The 21,032-nt window shown below is 41.9% G+C and carries 20 protein-coding genes, 2 tRNA genes and 1 pseudogene; 1 reads left to right on the forward strand and 22 read right to left on the reverse strand.

The genetic code is table 11. The features are described from left to right. Nucleotides 1–16: 16 nt before the first annotated feature. The 9 genes from KS242_RS11270 to KS242_RS11310 all read right to left on the reverse strand — a co-directional run bounded on the left by KS242_RS11270 (nt 17) and on the right by KS242_RS11310 (nt 9,729). The gene (locus KS242_RS11270) at nt 17–763 is read right to left on the reverse strand and encodes a response regulator transcription factor (protein WP_217321428.1); all 747 of its coding nucleotides are present in this window, start codon (nt 761–763) and stop codon (nt 17–19) included. Further along, nucleotides 738–2,516: a cache domain-containing sensor histidine kinase gene (locus tag KS242_RS11275; RefSeq protein WP_217321429.1), complete on the reverse strand. Its 1,779-nt coding sequence runs from the start codon at nt 2,514–2,516 to the stop codon at nt 738–740. Before KS242_RS11275 ends, KS242_RS11270 begins: the two co-directional genes overlap by 26 nt. Nucleotides 2,517–3,271: 755 nt before the next feature. Next, nucleotides 3,272–4,045 carry an SDR family oxidoreductase gene (locus KS242_RS11280; RefSeq protein WP_254391690.1) on the reverse strand — a complete coding sequence of 258 codons (774 nt, stop codon included), beginning with the start codon at nt 4,043–4,045 and terminating at the stop codon, nt 3,272–3,274. A gap of 15 nt (nt 4,046–4,060) precedes the next feature. Then, nucleotides 4,061–5,341: a Gfo/Idh/MocA family protein gene (locus KS242_RS11285; protein WP_217321431.1), complete on the reverse strand. Its 1,281-nt coding sequence runs from the start codon at nt 5,339–5,341 to the stop codon at nt 4,061–4,063. A 16-nt stretch (nt 5,342–5,357) separates the two neighbouring features. Continuing rightward, entirely contained in the window at nt 5,358–5,981 is a 624-nt protein-coding gene (locus KS242_RS11290; RefSeq protein WP_217321432.1) for a YesL family protein, read from the reverse strand. 17 nt (nt 5,982–5,998) lie between these two features. Then, nucleotides 5,999–6,838, reverse strand: coding sequence for a carbohydrate ABC transporter permease (locus tag KS242_RS11295; protein ID WP_217321433.1), 840 nt, complete (start codon nt 6,836–6,838; stop codon nt 5,999–6,001). A 2-nt stretch (nt 6,839–6,840) separates the two neighbouring features. Beyond that, nucleotides 6,841–7,734 (reverse strand): carbohydrate ABC transporter permease, encoded by an 894-nt coding sequence (locus KS242_RS11300; RefSeq protein ID WP_217321434.1) that lies wholly within the window; start codon nt 7,732–7,734, stop codon nt 6,841–6,843. 85 nt (nt 7,735–7,819) lie between these two features. Beyond that, nucleotides 7,820–9,109: an ABC transporter substrate-binding protein gene (locus KS242_RS11305; protein ID WP_217321435.1), complete on the reverse strand. Its 1,290-nt coding sequence runs from the start codon at nt 9,107–9,109 to the stop codon at nt 7,820–7,822. Between the two features lie 299 nt (nt 9,110–9,408). Then, a complete protein-coding gene (locus tag KS242_RS11310; protein ID WP_217321436.1) occupies nt 9,409–9,729 on the reverse strand; it encodes a DUF3784 domain-containing protein in 321 nt (106 codons plus the stop codon). 712 nt (nt 9,730–10,441) lie between these two features. Here KS242_RS11310 and KS242_RS11315 point away from each other — a divergent pair. Then, nucleotides 10,442–12,088, forward strand: a pseudogene (locus KS242_RS11315) (IS1182 family transposase); the annotation flags it as partial. 44 nt (nt 12,089–12,132) lie between these two features. Here KS242_RS11315 and KS242_RS11320 read toward each other — a convergent pair. The 13 genes from KS242_RS11320 to ytaF all read right to left on the reverse strand — a co-directional run bounded on the left by KS242_RS11320 (nt 12,133) and on the right by ytaF (nt 20,753). Then, nucleotides 12,133–12,206 (reverse strand) — tRNA-Arg (locus KS242_RS11320). 1 nt (nt 12,207) lies between these two features. Next, nucleotides 12,208–12,281: transfer RNA gene (locus tag KS242_RS11325), tRNA-Gly, on the reverse strand. Between the two features lie 121 nt (nt 12,282–12,402). Then, nucleotides 12,403–12,957, reverse strand: a complete 555-nt coding sequence (locus KS242_RS11330) for a DUF420 domain-containing protein (RefSeq protein ID WP_217321437.1) — start codon at nt 12,955–12,957, stop codon at nt 12,403–12,405. A 90-nt stretch (nt 12,958–13,047) separates the two neighbouring features. Then, complete coding sequence (locus KS242_RS11335; protein WP_217321438.1) at nt 13,048–13,560, reverse strand: metallophosphoesterase; 513 nt, start codon at nt 13,558–13,560, stop codon at nt 13,048–13,050. 9 nt (nt 13,561–13,569) lie between these two features. Further along, nucleotides 13,570–14,169, reverse strand: a complete 600-nt coding sequence (locus KS242_RS11340; protein ID WP_217321439.1) for an XTP/dITP diphosphatase — start codon at nt 14,167–14,169, stop codon at nt 13,570–13,572. A gap of 173 nt (nt 14,170–14,342) precedes the next feature. Beyond that, nucleotides 14,343–15,527, reverse strand: a complete 1,185-nt coding sequence (locus tag KS242_RS11345) for a GerMN domain-containing protein (protein ID WP_217321440.1) — start codon at nt 15,525–15,527, stop codon at nt 14,343–14,345. 87 nt (nt 15,528–15,614) lie between these two features. Further along, nucleotides 15,615–16,415: a glutamate racemase gene (gene racE / locus KS242_RS11350; RefSeq protein WP_217321441.1), complete on the reverse strand. Its 801-nt coding sequence runs from the start codon at nt 16,413–16,415 to the stop codon at nt 15,615–15,617. Nucleotides 16,416–16,417: 2 nt separating this feature from the next. Next, a complete protein-coding gene (locus tag KS242_RS11355; RefSeq protein ID WP_254391691.1) occupies nt 16,418–16,900 on the reverse strand; it encodes a MarR family winged helix-turn-helix transcriptional regulator in 483 nt (160 codons plus the stop codon). Nucleotides 16,901–16,915: 15 nt separating this feature from the next. Further along, nucleotides 16,916–18,397: a potassium/proton antiporter gene (locus KS242_RS11360; protein ID WP_217321442.1), complete on the reverse strand. Its 1,482-nt coding sequence runs from the start codon at nt 18,395–18,397 to the stop codon at nt 16,916–16,918. Between the two features lie 152 nt (nt 18,398–18,549). Beyond that, on the reverse strand, nt 18,550–18,996 hold the full coding sequence (locus tag KS242_RS11365; protein WP_217321443.1) for a hypothetical protein: 447 nt from the start codon (nt 18,994–18,996) through the stop codon (nt 18,550–18,552). A gap of 110 nt (nt 18,997–19,106) precedes the next feature. After that, nucleotides 19,107–19,430, reverse strand: coding sequence for a hypothetical protein (locus KS242_RS11370; RefSeq protein ID WP_217321444.1), 324 nt, complete (start codon nt 19,428–19,430; stop codon nt 19,107–19,109). A gap of 121 nt (nt 19,431–19,551) precedes the next feature. Beyond that, a complete protein-coding gene (locus KS242_RS11375; protein WP_217321445.1) occupies nt 19,552–19,824 on the reverse strand; it encodes a holin in 273 nt (90 codons plus the stop codon). Nucleotides 19,825–20,087: 263 nt separating this feature from the next. Next, nucleotides 20,088–20,753: a sporulation membrane protein YtaF gene (gene ytaF / locus KS242_RS11380; protein WP_217321446.1), complete on the reverse strand. Its 666-nt coding sequence runs from the start codon at nt 20,751–20,753 to the stop codon at nt 20,088–20,090. Nucleotides 20,754–21,032 lie beyond the last annotated feature (279 nt).

Below are 21,032 nucleotides of genomic sequence, written 5' to 3' on the forward strand. Positions count from 1 at the left end.
AAAAGCACTCCTTTTCTTATCTTTTTTTGATCCACTCTGTAGGTGTACTGCCCGTTCTCTTCTTAAAGATATGACTGAAATATTGCGGATTGTTGCCATACCCTACTTGTTCAGCTAGCTCAAACACTTTAATATCGTTTTGTTTCTCCATAATTTCCAGCGCTTTGTCTATCTTCCTATTTAATACATACGCTGAAAATTTCTCTCCCACTTCTTTTTTAAACAATTTGCCAAGGTAATCTGTATTCATATAAAGTACTTCACTAGCCACCCAGCGCAGCGATAAATCCGGATTCTCTATATTGTCACGTATGCTGTCTATCATTTTGTTCACCACACTAGAATATCGCTTCGTTTCGCTTGGGACCTTTTTCACTTGTTCCCTCTTTTCGCCAAGTTCCTTCACAACTTCCGCTAACGCTTCCTGGATATCTTCCTCACTGGATGGTTTGAGCAAATAATGCTTTACCCCAAAACGCATCGCTTTCTGTGCATATTCAAATTCGTTAAAACCGGACAATAATATCCATTTGATAAGAGGTGATAATTTACTTCCTTGTTCAATCAACCCCATTCCATCCAGTCCAGGCATGGTAATATCCGTAATAACAATGTCAGGAGCATGCTTTTCAATAAACTCCATCGCTTCTAATCCATTTCGGGCCACTCCTTCTAGTTTTGTTCCGTGCCGCTCCCACTCTACAATCGAAGAAATACCCTCGAGCAGCATTGGTTCATCATCTACCAGCAGCACTTTGAACATGATCACTCCCTCCTTTATAAGGAATTGTCAGCATGACCGTCGTCCCGGAACCACGTTTACTTCTTACTTCAATCCCATATGCTGGGCCAAACAGCATCTTTAACCTGTTGTTTATATTTCTAATTCCTAACCCTGTTCCTTTCGTACGGTACACGCCGCTTTGCAGATTACAAATGAATGCATCTTCCATGCCGGGACCATCATCTATAACAGAAATAACGGTATCTTCTCCAACTTGCGCTGCCTCGATTGTAATCGTACAGACGCCAACTATTTCCTGCACACCATATCGGATTGCATTTTCCACTAAAGGCTGCAGGCTGAATTTGGGTACCTTACAAGTGAGAAGGTGATCAGGCAGACGATTGTGAAAGACTAAACGATTCTGGAAACGGTACGATTGAATCATAATATAATGGTTTACAATTTCCATTTCTTCGGCAAGCGTGATGAGCGGCTCTTTCGTTTCAAGCGATGAACGCAAAATAAAGCCTAGTGAAGTAGCCATACGTGATGTTTCCTGCGCTTTGCCTAGTTTCGCTGACCAATTGATAGATTCTAATGTGTTGTATAAAAAGTGCGGATTTATTTGGGCTTGAAGCGTTTTGAACTCTGCGTCTTTTATGACAAGCTGTTTCTCATAGTTTTCTTCAATTAACGAATGGATCTGACGCATCATTTTATTGAAGTTCTCATGCATTTGTCCCGCCTCATCGTTGGTAAACTTTCGATCATGATTATCATAAAAATCCACAACCTCTGCCGATTCGACTCTTTTCATCTTTCTGTTTAACGCTTCAATCGGATTCGTTATTCCTTTTATAAAGCGAATGCCAAGCAAAAGGAGCAAGACAAACAACAGCAAATAAAGACTGATGACGGCTTTCATTACAAAAGAACCTGCTTCAAACAATTGATTATAAGGAGAAGCAATCATATACTTCCAATTTGTGAAATTAGCCGAGGTATAAGTCACAAAATATCTCTCACCCTCATAATTGACTACACGATAGCCTGCATCATTTAGCAAGTTGGAGGCTAAATATGCATCCTTTTCAGCTGTTTCTTGAGGAAATATTACCTCTTGGTCTGCATTCGTAATCAGCAGCTTCGTGCCTTGTTCTGCTGCACTGTCTTCGAATGAAGACACCATCTCATTCATATTAAATCGAACAATAACCATTCCTAATCGCTCGAACGATAAATTTGCATATGCATTCACCTCTCTGGCAGCTACAAATGATTCATCCTGCTCATCCGCCACAAACCACTCCACGCCGCCATCCTTTTCCATTGTTGCTTGCTTATACGTCATTAACTGTTCGTCTTCAATCGCCACAACGCGCTTCCCTATACTATAATTGCGATCGGCAGTGTCATATAACTGAATAGAATCAATATAATTCTCAAATGCGCCTAGTTCGACAAGTCTTCTTTCCATACTCACACCAATCAGATATGATTCATAACTGCCCTCACTTTCTTTTAGGTCAGCTAAGTAGGCTTGAAGGTAGGGATCCGTAGCTAATGTATATGAAAGCCTTTTCATTTTTGCGATCTCTTTTTCCACCAAAGCAGAGGATACCTTCAAAGACTGGGCAGACTGCCGGTGGATTTCTTCATTGTACACATGCAGGGCGTACTGGATAAGTAATAAACCGCCTACACTAAACGAAATCAAGATAAGGGACAGCAAGCAAAACAGTTTATGCTTCATTTTTAGATCAGAAAATAAACGGATGAATCTTTTCATGATGGTTATTCCCCTCTAACTTTGGGTGCAATCTTTCTATTCTAATTCACTCCTACTCCATTTAATTCGCTAATTTGACGATATTCCCTTCTTCTTGGATACACAGTTTCACAACCTCTTTTGTATATTTCTTTTAGGTAATGCTGTAACATATATTTTTCCTATCACATAAACAATGCCACGTCATTTTTTTAAAACGTCAGCGTTGCCTTGTAGACTTTCCTATTTATTATATATAGTTCTGATAATAATTCTTATACTCCTTTTCTTTCCCGTACAACATACACCTCTTCCGAACTAATGCATTCATTTTCTAGGGAATAAAACAAAAAACTGGGACAAAAAAAGATTAATACATCCTAAATGTGTACGATGACTAGATCCATACTTTTTCATGCAGCCCTCTGACGGCTGCTGCCTCTCCAACTTTAGCTGTTATTGTCGGACAGGAATGGCTTTTGAAGCAGACCCCGACAAGAAAATCGCTATCTTTTTCGAGGAGTCTACATATTCTCCCTACACGAGTGAAGGTTTCTCATAACAAAAATCAGCGTAGGAAATACACGGGACTCCCGCGGGAGGAAGGCTAGGGGAGACCCCCGCAGTGCGTTTTTTGCACACGGAGGCTCCCCAGCCGCCCGCAGGAAAGCGGAGTGCATTTCCGAAGCGATGCGCTCATCTTCGATCACAATGCAAATAATCCAAACAACGCTGCTGATAATTGCAGTATTGTTTGGATTTTTATACCTCTGTTCCTACCCTATCAGCAGCGATTCCGCTCCATCAATATAGATTTCTGTACCTGTAATATGACTTGATTCATCCGAGGCCAAAAATTTCACTAAGTTAGCTACTTCTTCCGGCTTTCCTGATCGATGATCCAATGGCTTGCTGCCTTCAGGGAATGTGACAGGCACTTCTACTTCTTCTAAATCCGCTGATGGTTTTATCGATTGTTTAAAATCAGTTTCAACGCCGCCCGGACAGATGACGTTTACACGAATGTGATATTGCGCCAGCTCCAATGCAGCCATTTTAGCAAATGTTGCCTGCGCTGCTTTGGAAGTAGAGTAAGCTGTGAAACCTGCTTGTGAAAAGACACGGTTGCCACTCACTGAACTAGTGATAATAACGCTGCCGCCATGCTGCTTTAGATAAGGAATGACTGCCTTAACAAGATAGAATGTCCCATTTAAGTTAATGCTGAGCACCTGGCTCCAATTATCAATGCTCATTGACTCTATTGAGGAGGTTTCACCGACAATGCCGGCGTTAGCAAATACCACATCAATCCTGCCGTAATGCTGCATCACTTTTTCTACCGCCGCCTCTACTTGATTATACGCCGCCATATCACAAGGAATTGCCAATACAGTATCGCCTTGAGCTTCCATTTCTTCTTGAACTGCTTGTAATTTTGCTTTATTAACATCCAGTAAGCAAATACGGAAACCTGCTTTGGCCAGCTTACGTGCAGCAGCCTTGCCGATTCCCGATGCTCCGCCAGAGATGACGGCCGTTTTTTCCACGAATATTGCCTCCAATTATAGATTGATTAAGTCTTTTATAAGAACGGCGTTGCCTGTTTTCAAGGAATGATTTCCTGCGATGCCAGTCATAATGCTCATCGCACCATCCACATGCGATGCTGCTCGCTTGAACACATCCGGCTGCGGATTGCCAAACAAATCTTCCAGCAAAGCTGTGTCGCCCCCTCCATGCCCGCCTGCTTTCGTTTGCACTTCAACCTCGTAAGGCGTATCAAACATGGGACTAACGACGATGGACAACTGCTCCAGCTGACCTTCTTCGGCTTTGTTTCCTCCCGAATTCACATAAGACTTTTCAATAATACGCGCATCAATTCTTCCTTTAGTACCATTAAAAGAGACTTGAAAACCTTCCCAAGGCAAGTAAGCGTTCAAGGAGTACGTCAGAATGCTTTTGTTTTTATAATTCACCAGCACGCCTAAAGTATCCTCAATACTTATGCCATCTCCAAAAACACTTTGATCTCTTTGATAGCCATCTTCTTTTTCAGCATCCAGATACATCGCTTTTAAATGCGCATTGTTTGCCAAGTCTATCGCGAATGGATCATCTTTCGCCAGTTCACTCTGATGAGCGCGCTGGTAAAAGTTTGTTACGCCCCTTTGCTCGGCATTTTCTCTGCCGTAAAAAAGCAGATCACCGACCGCATACACACGCTCCGGGATTGTATCCAGCCAGAAGTTAACCAAGTCAAAATGATGCGTGGACTTATGCACCAGCAGACCACCGCTGTTTCGTTTATCTCGGTGCCACCTGCGGAAATAATCAGCTCCATGCTTTGTATCAAGCGCCCATTCAAAATGCACAGCATTCACTTGGCCAATGATGCCTGAGCTGATAAGCTCTTTGATTTTTGTATTATGCGGTGCGTATCGGTAATTAAATGTAACGCGCACTTCTCTTCCAGTCTGCTGAATAGTATTTAAAATCTCTTGGCATTTGTGTTCGTCAATTGTCATCGGTTTTTCAGTTATTACGTCACAGCCAAGTTCCAGCGCCTGTATGATATACGTATGATGTGTACGATCAATCGTTGTGACCATTACGACATCCGGCTTTTCCTGCAGAATCATCTTTTTAAAATCTGCAGCATGATACAAAGGAATACTGGGATGCTGATATTTCCCCTGCAAAAGCTGATTTGCATAATCCATCCGTGTCTGATTTGAGTCACAGAAAGCTACCAATTTACATGTGTCTTTGAAATCTTTCGCCATCGCGCCGTAATAAAATTCTGCCCGGCCACCTGTGCCAACGAGTGCATATTTTTTCATACGATATTCCCCTTACTCAGGCTCGTTTAGCCAGTAATTTGGTTGCTTTTTGCTCTGTTCTTTCAAATGCTCTTACAGCTGGCATCATGATAATCAGGGCCAGAATACTGAAACTGAAAAACAAAGCCAGCCCTTGGAAGTACCACAGAATTGCACTTATACCCCCAACTGCTACACACATTTGAAAGGTTTGGCCAGGATTGAGCATTATCATAAAGAAAGCACGCTTGACAATTTGCATCGGGTTCATTTCATACCGAACGAGCATCGGAAATGCATATAAACTTGTCAGTCCAACGAGGCATGTAAGAACTAGATAAGGAATCGTGAGATATAATGCGGCGCCATTTGCAGCTGAAGTTAAGAAAAGAAAATCCAGGTAAAGGATATATCCTAATAAAACAAAAATATATCCCAGTTTATTGCTGTTTAAAAACTCTTTTTTATATGTGGTCAGGAAAGTTTGAAATATCGGAAAGTCTGTTTTTCCTTGCAGCCATTGCTGCATCACATGCAGGAGAGCTGTAGTAGCCGGGAAGAACCCAAACAGTACCAGCCCTGGTAATAAGAAGAGCAGCCAGAGAATGTTCACATAAGCCATTCTCGTAACCCACTCCAACCCTTTATTAATTGCAGCCATTCCATACCGCTCCTTTCCTAGCCTTTTAGACCAGTTGTACTGATACCTTCTACAACATAACGCTGGAAGATGAAGAAGATGACAAATACCGGGACAAGTGTAACCATCGACATGGCAAACATCGCTCCCCAGTTGGAGACTGTCTCATTACTTAGGAACATGTTCAGTGCCATCGAAACGGTGTACTTTTCCGGACTATTTAAATACAGTACCGGTCCAAGCAAGTTATCCCATGTCCAATAGAATGTGAAGATTGCCGTCGTTGCTAATGCAGGTACAATCAGCGGCAGAATTACTTTATAAAAGATTTGGAATGTGTTAGCGCCATCAATTGTCGCAGCTTCATCCAGCTCCCTCGGTATCGTTCGAATAAATTGAACGAGCAAGAAGATGAAGAATGGGTGTCCAAAGAAAGCTGGAACAACAAGCGGTTTCAGTGAGTTAAGCCAGCCTAGTTCTGAGAAAATGATGTACTGCGGGATCATGACTACCTCGTAAGGAAGCATCAATGTCACCAGCATAATGGCAAACCAAAATCCACGGCCAACAAACTTTAATCTGGCAAATCCGAAAGCAATTAATGAACAAGATATCAAATGACCAACAAGCATCCAGAAAACAAATACAATCGTATTTTTAATGAATGTCCCAAACCCGTATCCGCCAAACCCTTCCCATCCTTGCGGGTAATTGACAAGCGTGAATGGATTCGGAATAAGCGAACCTGCCGTGACAAATATATCTTTACTTTCCTTAAATGAACTGACTAACAGCCAGATCACCGGATACAGCAGCAGGATTGCAAAGCCTCCGACTAAAATATGATAAAGAAGATATTTAACTTTTGAATTAGCCAAAGCTACTTCACCTCCGACTCATAATGCACCCAGTACTTGGACGTCCAGAATATAATCCCTGTCAAAGCAGCTACAATCAGCAGCATTACCCACGCCATCGCGGAAGCATATCCCATGTTGAAGTACTCAAACCCTTGTTTGAAAAGATACAGGGAGTACAGCAGCGTACCATCCAGCGGGCCGCCTGTGCCTTTGGAGATAATAAATGCCGGTACAAATGTCATAAATGCAGCAATAGTCTGCATGATGATGTTGAAAAGCAAAACCGGGCTTAACATTGGCAAGGTAATCTGGAAGAATTTTTGGAAGAAGTTTGCTCCATCTACACTAGCTGCTTCATAAAAACTGGACGGAATGGATTTTAATCCAGCCAGGAAGATCAGCATCGATGATCCAAATTGCCATATAGACAAGAAAATCAACATCCATAAAGCAGCTGTCGGCTCTCCAAACCAGCGAACAGCATCCAAACCAAGACCACCTAAAGCTAAGTTCACGATTCCTTCATCACCAAAGATATTACGCCACATGATTGCAACCGCTACACTTCCGCCGATTAAGGAAGGCAGATAATACATAGTCCGGTACAAACCAACTGCTCTTGATCCAGCATTTAGCAGCATGGCAACAAGTAACGCAAATGCCAATCTTAAAGGTACACCGCCTAGTACGTAAATGACCGTTACCTTCAATGACTGCAGATAACGCGGGTCCTCTGTGAACATTTTTATATAGTTATCTAATCCTATCCATTTCGGCGCATCAAACAGACCATAACTTGTAAACGAGAAATATAAGGAAGCCAGCATAGGAATAATCGTAAAGCATAAAAAGCCAATAACGAATGGACCGATAAAAACATAACCCCATAAATTACGTTGCAAACGTGAATTCAACCCACTCCACCCCTCTCTTTTAGAAGTGTGATGAAGACAGAAAGCTGACCTCTGAATCAGCTTTCCGCTTTATCACGGTGCGCTTCTATTGCCCGAGCATACCTTCTGCTTGGCTGCGGAAGCTTTTTGCTGCTTCTTCCGGTGTAACCTGACCATAGCTGATTTGTTCAGAAATTGTGTCTAACAGCTCGATCACCTCACCAGCACCTGCAGGATCCGGTGCTCCCATCGGCGAACTATTCTGTTCCGCCCAAGCTACGTATTCAAATACTTGTGCCTGCGCTTCCGACACTTCACTCATCAATGCTTCTTTAACCTCCGATGAGCCCGGCACACCACGGTCACCTAGAATTAATTTGTTCGCTTCAATGTCATTCATAAAGAAGTTCAAGAAATCAGCAGCAGCTTCTTTATGTTCGGAGTTTTGTGAAACAGAGAAGAACATACCCGGCTTTAAGTACAAGCCATCTGATGTACCCGGTCCCGGCATTGGCGCGATTTCAAGCGGCTTCTCTGCCACCTGCTTCAAACCGACAAACTGGTTGGACCATTGGAAAATCCCAACGCCTTCTCCTTTTACAACTGGATCATCTTCAATGCCTGTTATCTGCGCAAGTACATCAGGTGTTGGCGTAGAACCTTTTTCTACTTGCTTGGCTATCATGTCGAAATAATCGACGAACAACTGATCATCTTTGTAGCCAAGACCGCTGCCATCTTCCGCATACAAACGAGCACCATTACTGCGAAGATAATAATCAAAGAACACATCTGGTTTTAAGTGTGTGTCAAAGTAAATACCTTTCGCAGCTGCTTTATCAGACATGGACTGGTAATCCTCCCATGTCCATTCTTCTGGAATTTCACGATCAAGTCCTATTTCTTCTAATAAGTCCGGATTATAATGGAACCCAACGGCGTTTACACCCGTATTCATACCATAAATCCCATCATTTATCTTTCCGCCATTCACGTAGTCTTCGGTCATGTTGCTCGTATCAATCTGCTCACCAAGATAAGGTGTCAGATCGGCCAATTTATTGCCTTGTGCATATTGCGCTAGATAAGACACATCCATCTGCACGATATCCGGCAGTTCATTTGCGGCAGCCTGAGGAGAAAGCTTCTGCCAATAGTCATCCCAGCTCGCATACTCTGCTTCAATATTTACATCAGGATTTTGCTCTTCATACATCTCAATAACTTTAGCCGTATAATCATTTCGCGGCTGATCACCCCACCAAGCCATCCGCAGCGTCACCTTGCCATCTTCTGAACCAGAACCACCACTCGAACTGCTGCCTCCGCCACTACAAGCAGCAAGCAGCAAAACCAAGATCAAACCCCATGCAACCAATACAGACTTTCTTCTCATCCCACATCCCCCTTTGTTTGTTGTTGATGTAAGCGTTTACAATATTTAGTTTATCAAAAGGGTGGGTAATTGGCATTACAGAAAACAGAGGTAAATGGTTAAAAATTGGAGGAAGTGTTTTCGGCTGAGGAGGATAGTCACAATTTATAAAGCTGCAAAAACAATTAGCTACTCGTACTGGTGCATTAAAACAAGTGCATTGAAGAGGAAAGAACGAAAAAAGGATGGCTGAACAGGTTGAACACATATAAAAAGGAAGATTACTTGAGGTTATTTTAAAACCGACAACTTCGGTATATCTATCTAAAATACTTTCTAATCAAAATAGCATTTGATATAGAAACAATCGCTAAAACAACTATCCATCCATATAGAAATTTAGGATTAATAGCAAACTTTTCAATTGTAAATATGGAAACAGGAACTAAAAAAAATATAATGCCCATTACAATTGAATAGGTCCCTTGTTGTTTTTTATATCCATCTTTGTCCGTTACTTTCTCAAGTTTGTCTGTAAAACTCCACATTAGTAAATCTTCAGCTTTATCATTCAAATACGCATAACCCAACAAGAAACTTACAATAGAACTAATGTATAGTAAAAATATTAAAAATCCCATGAGATAGCAGCCCCTTTCACTCCTATATGTACCCGATATTTGGTTAGGCACTTCACTCGAATGGTTTTTTACTAAGGAAAAATGCAAGCATTATTACATGCTTACCGCACGTAATTAGTAAAGAAATCTAGCTCTAAACTAGATCCCTTTACTAATTCACATTTATAATGGTTTGCATATGTCCCCTTCGTATAAAAAACAACCTCCTGCTTTTCCACTCGTTATAAAAGTCTATAATCGTAGCATGTATTGCATGCAACGCCATTAAAATCAAATACAACATCATAAACCTAACAAGTCCCCTGTAAAATAATTAATAATAACATTTATGACTAATTAAAAAGCACAAAACAATTTTATCTTTGTTCATGTGCATCAAAGAAAATCTCCATCTGCTCTTTTTAGTTTAGCGCAAGATGGTATTTTTTCATTATAATTCATTTTTTTAGACATTACTGATATGTATTAACAATCATACTAGTTATTTTAGAGCTAACTAAATAACAACGGATCAGCCTATCTACTAAAACAAAAAAGGAAGAGACTGGGACAAAACCCAAAAAATGAGTAATTAAAATGAGGCAGGCGTCTCCGAGAATTCGGAGATGTCTGCCTCATCTTTTTATCGTTAATGTATCGTTTATAGAAGCAAAAAAAGGACCCCTCTGATAGAATTAAGTTACGACACAAAACACAAAAGAGGAGGGTCCTTATGTTTAAACATTATACCATGTGTGAAGTCGTTTTACCTCTAGATTTGGAAAGAAAATTACCTGAAAATGATATTGCTTTTACCGTTAACCATTTAGTAGAAAGTATTCCAGATGAAGCTTTTGACGGTTTCCGTCGGGAAACCGGACACCCTGCTTATCACCCTCGCATGATGATGAAGATTATTTTATGTGCCTATACGCAATCCGTTTTCTCGGGCCGTAAGATTGAGTCATTACTTCAAGACAGCGTACGCATGATGTGGCTTGCCCAAGATTATCAGCCCAGCTATCGCACCATCAACCGATTCCGTGTGAACCCTCACGTAAAAGAACTCTTACGCCAGTGCTTTGTCCAATTTCGCAGCCAGCTGGTTCAAGAAAAAGTCATTGAAGAAGAAGCCATTTTTATTGATGGCACCAAAATCGAAGCAAATGCCAACAAGTTTACTTTTGTATGGCGGAAGTCCACTGAGAAATACAGTACGCAATTGGTGGAAAGATCGGCTCAGATGTATGAAGAACTGTTGGAGCAGGAAATTATCCCCGCAATCGAGCTGGAGAACCCCGAAGCCCTATCGGGCGAAGAGTTAACAAAAGTAGCAGAAAAACTGGACGAAAAAGTGCAGGAATACGATCGTCGCATAGAAGCAAGTGATGATACTGCCGAACGCAAGCAGCTTCGTTCCGAACGTAAAGCACCAAAACAGTACCGAAAGCAAGTCAATGATTTCATTAAACGGAAATCAAAATATCAGGTCGACATGGAAATCTTCGGAGACAGAAATAGCTACTCCAAAACTGACCATGGTGCCACTTTTATGCGCATGAAAGATGATTATATGAAAAATGGCCAGCTTAAACCTGGGTACAATGTGCAGCTGGCTACTGAAGGTCAATATGCCCTGGCCTATGATGTGTTCCCGAATCCTACGGATACGCGAACTTTTATCCCTTTCCTTGATAAGATTGAACGGGACTTTTTTGAGCTGCCCGACTATATTGTCGCGGATGCCGGATATGGCAGTGAGCAAAATTATGATGATGTGGTAAATAATCGGAAGCGCATCCCTCTCATCACCTATAATCACTACCGAAAAGAAAAGCAAAAGAAATATAAACAAGATCCTTACCAAGTAGCTCACTGGGATTACGATGCCGAAGGCGACTTTTTCACTTGCCCGAATAACCGGAAATTAGCGTTTCGGTACCTATCCGAAAGATGCGACAAATTTGGATTCAAGCGTCATTATCGCGTGTATGAATGTGACGATTGTACTGCTTGTCCCTTACGTGCAGAATGTACGAAAGCGAAAGAAGGAAACAACCGGAAAATCTATTACAACGAAAGATGGGAAAAACAAAAAGCATATACCCAGCAATTACTCAGCGAAAAAGAAACAGGGAAAATTTACGGGAAACGTAAAATAGATGTCGAGCCAGTCTTCGGATTTCTGAAGGCTCATTTGTGTTTCACTCGTTTCTCGGTACGAAGTAAAGAGAAAGTGGAAAACGAATTAGGATTCGCCTTCATGGCGGTGAACATCAGGAAGTTCACCGCCAGATCAGCAAGTATAGTAAGGAATTCAAAAAATATCAGATCAAAAAAGATCTCGGTCACCATTTTCCTGGTGACCGAGATCTTTTTTGTGTCAGAGAGGAGTTATGTCCCGCTCTCTTCCTTTTCAATTAGCGTCCCAAGAGGGATTCGAACCCCCGACCCACAGCTTAGAAGGCTGTTGCTCTATCCAGCTGAGCTATTGGGACATGGAGCGGGTGAAGGGAATCGAACCCTCGACATCAGCTTGGAAGGCTGAGGTTTTACCACTAAACTACACCCGCGTAATGCGTTTATGTATGTTGCCCTCTCTCAAGGACAAGATTAATAATACACGATATGTTTCTATTCGTCAACAGTTTTTTTAGATTTTAAAAATTGCTCCGGTATCCCGGAGCAATTTCATTAATAATACGGGCGGATCATTAGGTAAACGATGACACCTGTTAGACTGACATAAAGCCATAATGGCATTGTCCAGCGAGCAATCTTGCGGTGTTTTGGCACGTCCATGTTCCAGGCACGCGTGATCGATGCAAGAGCTAACGGTACGATGACTGCTGCCAGCACGATATGCGTAATTAAGATAAAGAAATAAATAGGACGAATGATACCTTCCCCGCCGAAGGATGAATCTCCCGCTAAGTAGTGATAAGACACATAAGACACTAAAAATAATGTGGTTGTGATAAACGCTGCGTAGATGAAGCGCTTATGCCATATTATTTTCTTCTTCATGATGAAGATTAATGCCAACAGCAGGAAGATGAACGTAAAGCTGTTGAATATTGCGTTTAGCATTGGCAGGATGTGAACGTCGAATAAATCAAAATCTTCGACAGGCGGTAAGCCGCTTAATACAACAACCAATCCATCAATAATGATAGTCAGCCAAATGACAAGCGGACGATAATTGCGTTTTTTATGATTTGGTTTATAACCGAAATCGGATTCATTCATTCAGAATCACCTCTATTCGTAACATTACACTAGTATAACGTAAGTTCGAGGCAATTCGGCAAGCAAAAGGTTACAATTTTTTGTCCGGAATCAGCTGAACGAGACAGATTTCTCCAGTTCCTGCACTTCTTTTCCATCCATTGTGTGAAAACGGACAGTCGCAATTTTGTCTTCGTAGGACAACATACAATAAGTCGGGTGCGGCGATTGCTTTGGCAGGCGGATGCTTCCAGGATTGATGTAAAGCCGGCCATTGATCACATCAGCTCTCGCCACATGGGAATGTCCGTAGCAAACTATCTTCGCATCCTTTTCCATCGCCAGCTGCTCCAAAGAACGCAGGCTGGCTTTTACCCCATATAGATGACCGTGTGTGATCAAGATTGGTAAGTCATCAACAGTTAGCTGCTCTACTTCGGGATATGCTCTGTCAAAATCACAATTACCTGCAACACGGTAATACCCTGCCATTTCCGGCGCGTCAAAAGGCAGCTCCGAATCACCACAGTGGATACTTCCGATAACTTCCTCTTCATGACGCTGTTTCAGCAATGCTACTTCTGATGTAAGCCCATGACTATCACTTGTGATTAATAGCTTCATCTATCTCCCTCACTTCGCTTGTTCATTCAGCCACTTTTCCAAATGGACCATCGCTTGTTTACGATGGCTAATTTGGTTTTTCTCAGCCGGATCTAACTGCGCCATCGTTTTCTCATAGCCTTCTGGCTGGAAGACTGGGTCATAACCGAAACCATGTTCACCTTGTGGCGCTTCGGTTATGATACCTTCCACATGTCCTCGCGCGTAGAACGTTTCTTTACCAGGCTGTGAAACAGCAAGTACACAGACAAAACGCGCTGTGCGTTCGACGGTTGGAACACCTTGGAGCTCTTCCAGTACTTTGTCCATATTCGCTTGATCACTCTTAGCTTCTCCAGCATAACGAGCAGAATAAACACCCGGGCGACCATCTAAAGCATCAATTTCCAAACCAGAATCATCGGCAAGAACTGGGACTTGCAAAAAGCCCGCTATCGTTTCTGCCTTTAAGGCTGCGTTCTCCTCAAAAGTTGTCCCAGTTTCTTCAACATCATCAAATTGCTTGTCTAATTCGTCGAGACCATATGCTGTCATATCATATTGCTCGAAGAATGCTTTAAATTCTTTTAGCTTTCCAGCGTTTTTTGTTGCGATAATTATTTTATTCATCATAATCCCTCCAATAAACGTAACTCTGTTTCTATACCCTAAATGGAAACTTGCTAAATATTATGTAATTCTTACTTCTAAAGTATATCCTTCTAACCGCTGTCATTGCAAAAGTTCAGCAATTCTTTTCAAGCACAAAAAAAGTCCAGTCAGCTGACCGGACTTTTTCATACTTATAATTTTTCGGCTGGTACGTATTGTTCTCTTGTCACTGGCTCTGCGTATGCTTCGCCTTGTTCATTGAACACTTCTTCCACGCCTTCTATTTTCACGTTTACTGCTTCCACATCTGCCATTTCCGTTAAGCTCATTACTAGCGTTTCCATCAGCTGATCAGAGATGGCTGCTTCGTCTGCGTTGCTCAGCACTTCTTTGTTGAATTCGAGATTCAGTACGCCATCTTTCAACGTTGGTTCAGATGTTAAAGCAGAGCCAGTGTTAAATACGTTGGATAGGCTGCTGTCCATCGCAGGACCGTCAATCAAGGATTTAACTACTGCTTCGTAACTATTTTCTGCGTTGCTGCTAATACGCTCTGTGACTGGCACTTCATAAGCTGCTCCATCGACTGCTTCTGCTGGGAAGTATAGTGTCACAGATTTACTATCAACTGTTGTAATACCGTTGTCCATCAAGTTAATACCATCAGCACGAGATAAGCTCTTGCCGATTGGCGTACCATCGACTGGCATTTTCGCCAATTCTTGTCCTTCTACACGGACAGACACATTTTTTACATTTTCAAACTGCGTGAGTGTGTACGTAATCGACTCGAGAATTTTCTTCTCGTTTGCTGCTTGGTATTCATTGAATTCTTTTGAGAAGTCGACTACTAATGTGCCGTCTTTTTTGGCATCAATGCCGTTGATCGTTGTACCTGCCGGCAATACAGCCTGGAATCCGTTTGGAAGCATGTCCGTTACAGGACCGTCTTTGACAAGGTATTCCAATGTTTCTTTGGCTACTTCATTTGTTTGCGGCAATTCAAACGTCATCGGTACTACCATGTTATTCGCATCCATCAGGAATAGCTGACGTTTGGCAGTAGCAGATTCAGCGACTTCTCCTTTGTTCGTTTCATCTTCAGGCTGCTTTTCTTCACCTTCTGCTGGTTCTTCGCCTTCAGCAGGTGCTTCTTCACTTCCTGCGGATTCACCTTCAACAGGTGTTTCTCCCTCTGCTGGCGATGCGTCAGTTGCGCCTGGCTCAAGTGCACTTTCTTCCAGCTTGTCCACATATGTGGTATCCTGCGGCACATCTACTTCATCGATTGCTTGCTCTCCTTTTAGTGAACATCCGGCCAGTAAAATGGAAAGGCCTATTACGCTAGTGAAAAGACCTGCTATTTTCTTATTCATACGCACTTCTTCCCCCTTGATGGTTTGTACTATCATGTATACGAGCCATCAAAGGATTTAGACCATCTTTATTTAGATAGAGTGCGATTAGCCGAATTTAATTCTGCCTACTTCCGTAACTGGCCGCTGCAGCCACATGTTTGCGATTTTCATAAACAGATGTGTATCACCTGTTGCATAAAATTGATGGGAAACAGGACGCGTTCCTTCATATAGTTTTCGTTTGAAACCGAGAATGGCACTTACTTCCCTTGCTGTTTCATCTCCAGAACTAATAACTTCTACTTGATCCCCGACCACGTCCTCAATGACTGATTTGATGAGCGGGTAATGCGTGCAGCCGAGAATGAGCGTGTCCATCTGTTTCCAATTCTCTAACGGCTTTAACGCCTCTTGGACAACCTGGTGTGCAAGAGGCCCAGAAATGACGCCTTTTTCCACCATCGGCACAAATGTCGGACAAGCAAGTCCTTCAATCTCCAGCTCACTATTGATATTTTTAAGCGCCTTACGGTACGCATGGCTGCGAATCGTGCCTTCTGTACCTAGTACGCCTATATGATTGGTGTTCGTTGTTTTGATTGCTGCCCGTGCGCCTGGTTCAATAACACCGACAACTGGTATGTCCAGCTTTTGCTTCAGTTCTTCTAAAGTAAAAGCTGTCGCCGTGTTACAAGCAATCACAAGCATTTTAATATTCTTCTCCAGGAGGAAATTTACCATATCCCAAGTAAATTCCACAACTTCCTCTTCTGGCCGCGGACCATATGGGCAGCGCAGCGTATCACCTACGTAAATAAGGTTCTCTTTTGGCAGCTGCCGCATTAATTCTCTGGCAACCGTCAGTCCCCCTACTCCTGAATCGATGACCCCTATTGGATAATCCACGTTTATCTCCTCTTTTTCTTCTCTGTTTTAGCCTCTAGCTGTTCGTAATCATTCATTTTACCGTGTAACTTATGTAAGAGCAACTGCAGCTGATCTGCTTCATCCGGCGAAAAAGTTTCCAGCAGATGTCCGAGATAAGCTTGTCGTTTCTTGATCACTTCCGTAATGATTTGCTCTCCCTTTTCCAGGATATGCACACGCACGATGCGCCGGTCCTTTTCATCACGCACACGCTTTACCAGTTCGTTTTTCTCCAGCCGATCCACGATATCTGTCGTCGTACTAATGGCCAGCTTAATTGTTTGAGATAGTTCCCCTGTCGTTAAATCGCCTTTGTCTGCCAGCCATTGCAGCGCGACGAATTGCGGTGCTGTAATTGGATACTGCAGCAAAATCTCTCGTCCTTTTTGCTTAATAATCACAGCAATATGCCGCAATTCCTTCTCAATGGCTGCAATTCGTTCGGCTGTCAATGTGTCGTACACGTTCCATTCCCCCTGCTACTTCTTCGTTAAAGTATTCCTGCGTAAGTATTTCGCTAGTTTTTTCTTATATTGTAAGGAAACCATAATATACAATGTATCGCCGGACTCAATGACTGTCTGACCATTAGGCGAAATAATCTCGCCATTTCTTAGGATGGCGTTAATTAAAGTTGTCTCTGGCAATTCCAGATGCTCTAATGATTTTCCAGTAATTTCATTTACTTCGGTTGGTTTATATTCTACCATCTCCAGATTATTTCGTCCCATGCTGATTAATTCGAGCGTTTCAATTTCATTCGTTGACTGTGGCTCTACTAACTTCAGCTTGGTTGCGAGTGCTGTCACTGTTGACCCTTGCAAGACGGTTGACAACAGTACGACGAAAAAGACAGCATTAAAGATGAGCTGACTGTTTTCGATGCCGGCAATTAACGGGAAGAGAGCCAGCACAATTGGCACAGCCCCCTTTAAGCCAGCCCAGGAAATGAACAGCTTTTCTTTCGCAGAATATCTGAAACGAATAAGACTGAGGAAAGTAGCCAGCGGACGCGCCAAGAAAATCAGCACAAGTGAAAGCAAAAATCCTTTAAGCATTAAGCTTGGTGTAAACAGCTCTGACGGAAATACAAACAATCCGAGCAAGACAAACATACTAATCTGCATCAGCCAGCCGAAGCCTTCATTAAAACGTATAATGGCACGGCGATAAGTAATTTCGGCATTACCGATATACAAGGCACTTACATACACAGCTAATAAGCCAGATGCATGGATAAGCGATGTAATGCCATAGCTTGCCAACGCAAAAGAAAGGGCAAACAATGGATAAAGTCCGCTCGTATCCAAATTGATACGGTTGATTGCTGTAACGGCAATAAAACCGATTAAAAGCCCCATCGCGGCACCAGCACCCATTTCCCAGATAAAGCTGCCAATCATGGAAACAACACTGGAGCCATGTCCGCTAATTAATTCAATACAAGTAATGGTTAAAAACATTGCCATCGGGTCGTTTGTACCGGATTCTGCTTCCAATGTGGAAGTAAGTTTTTCTTTCACATTTTGTCCTTTCAAGACAGAAAAGACAGCAGCAGCGTCCGTGGAACCGACAATGGATCCAATTAATACAGACTCCAGCCAAGGCAAATCAAATATGTAACGCGCAGCAACTGCCACGATAGCAGATGTGAGTAATACGCCTATTGTAGACATCGTAATCGCCGGAGCAAGCGCCGGCTTCATTGTCTGCCAATTTGCGTGCAAACCACCTTCAAATAAAATAACAATCAGCGCAAAAATACCGATTCCTTCCGCTAAATACACATTATCAAAATATACGAGACCAAAACCATCACTCCCGACAATCATACCGACCGCGATAAACAGAACGAGCGCCGGAACACCGAACCTAGTCGAAAATTTCGTCACTACAACACTCACAACGAGCAGCAGCGCGAACAGAAAGATGAATTGATTTGTTATCACATAATCCTGCATGTACATCCCCCTACAACTTCTCGAGCTTTTTATAACTTTTTTATCCTACCCTTTATGATACCTTTAAAAACGCATACCTGCATGGAATACGCCCTATTTACCCTGGAACAGCAAAAAACCGACACACATGTGTCGGCTGTTTGTCTGCTTCTTTATTTAAACATAGGGCTGAATGTATACGAGCGAAACAGCTCCGAAAAAGAAGATACCGGCAAATCACGATAAGCAACGGTACGGCATCCGTTAATGCTGACCAAAATACAGTTCTGTTCTTCATCATAACGACTTACTACTGTATTTCCTTTCTTCATCGCCCACTTTTCAAAATCCGCTGGCGGAGAGTTTCCAAACTGTGTTTCCTGAAACTGCGCAATCATACACTCTGCACCGCTGTAATGTATTGCTATCTCCTCAACAGATAAATTGTACAACGCCGCGAACGGCTGCATCACAATTGAATCATCTTCATCGGACGTGTAGAATTCCCCTGCCCCTGTTTGCTGCACAAAGGCTTCACGAACATCTTTGAAAATTTGCTGCTGCAATTTTGGCAATGCTGCAATGACTGGAGCGACAGACAGACTTTTCACAATTTCCATGGAAAACCCTCCTTTTCTGTACAGTTTCGACAGAACAAGAGGGATACCTGCAAATATTAGGTGAAAACCCAGACAAACCGCTAATTTCACAGATTAGAGAATACGTGCAGTTATTCTCCTCCGCCGCCTACTCCGCCGTCTGAGCCCCCACCGTCATAGCTTGGACTGCTCGAGCCTGCATCAAGGGATTGGGAACTCAAGTCAGTGTCGTGGTATTTTTTATGATTTCCATCCAAATCAGCCGATTCAAACGCTGTCATAGAAGCTAAAACAGAAACATCTCCATTGTTGTCATGCTTTGTTTTTTTATTATGCTCCTGATACTGATCAGTGCGGGAAGCGTTCTTTTTCTTTGTCTTCACAATCGCCAGCGCCGCAACTGCTACCAATACAATGAGACCAACAATCACGATAACAGTTGTTATGTTATTCATATATCTCGCTCCTCACAAAATTTATTACTATGTAAAAATCAATCCTTTACCATCATAACATACAAATATTTACACGTTTAGCTGCACTTGTATTGGCTCTTGTAATAAAATAAGGCCGCCCTTAGGCAGCCTTATCTTTATCGCTATTAGATATAGTTCTCTTCCCTAAAGAATACAATCCTGATGCAGCCAGACCAGCTAAACCGCCTGACCAAATCCGCAAAACGAGGGTAAGATCCGTTAATGGCCAAGCAAGAAAACCAATAAGCAAACCAGTCAGCAAGCTAAGCAATGGCAAGAATCGTTTGTTAACAGTGACTGTCTTTTTTACCAGCTGTACTAAAGCAATTACAATAGGGCTAATAATTGATGCAAAAGTCATCACTTCTTCCATTTAACCTTGCCTCCCCGACGATTTTAATACTTACCCCTCATTACTTCTCCATGCTGTACCTAGTTCTCCTTCATCTATTTTTTGTTGTACTTAGCATTGTAGCGCCTTCACTGCCTCCAAAACCATTCACCTGGCTCATTTTAGGCTATGATGTCATAAACTACGACATACATCATTATCTTATGTTAGCCTTTTAAACTAAGAGAATTTCAGCGTTAAACTTAAAACCTAAACAACAAACTTAATAGGAGAAGAAAAAAAATTTAAAGCATCTTAAATAATCCAAGAGTTATTAATAAACACGGTGATAAATAAACTATTTTTTGCAGACATCTTATTTTTGCTAAAACAAAACCTGACTTAATACCAAATAAAACAAATAAGCCGCTCATTAAAGCAACTAGTATGGCTGTTACAACTGGTGAATAACCCCCGATCATAGCAGCACCAATTCCAGCACCAAATGCATCTAAAGCAAGAGCTATACCTAATAATAGCGATTCTTTCGCTGAAATTGTACCTGAACGGTCTAAATCAGCCATTTGTGGTTTTTTAAGCACAGTTATGAACAGACCAAATTTCTTTATTTCAATCTTCCATTCTTTGTTCTCCATTTTATTTTTAGGTATTAAATCCTCTTCCACATTTTCATCAATCTTCTTAGATCGGAGAACATTATACAGACTAAATCCCCCTATTGAAATTAAGATCATGCTCCCAATTACTTCTGCAAAATCGGGAGGAATAAAAGAAGTTAATAAGCTCCCAATCGACATCGATGTCAGAACTGTAACTCCTGAACATAACATAATAATTAGTAACGCCAATAAAGAAATGCGGATTCGCCTCATACCATAAGTAACTCCAACACCAAAACCGTCCAAGCTCACGGCAATGATCAAGAGCATCATTCCTGCAAAATAGGCCATACTATCCCATCCTTCATTTATTTAAAGCTGAATTAATTATATGAAGGAATGCGATAAATGTGAACTAATGCATTAGGTGGGAAATGTCTCACTTCTCGCTATGCGTTTTATACACATATTGGGGCATCAATTATGTAGAAGAGTTGAAGTTAGGAAAGCAATTCTAAATATTTATGTATGTTACCATCACTGAATGTTAATGAAGCAGGACTACTCTGCGTTTCTATATGTATAGTTACAGCACTATGTTCTGCCTTTTTATAACATAGAAGTTTATAA

This window comes from Terribacillus sp. DMT04 (genome assembly GCF_019056395.1).
Lineage (GTDB): Bacteria > Bacillota > Bacilli > Bacillales > Amphibacillaceae > Terribacillus > Terribacillus aidingensis_A.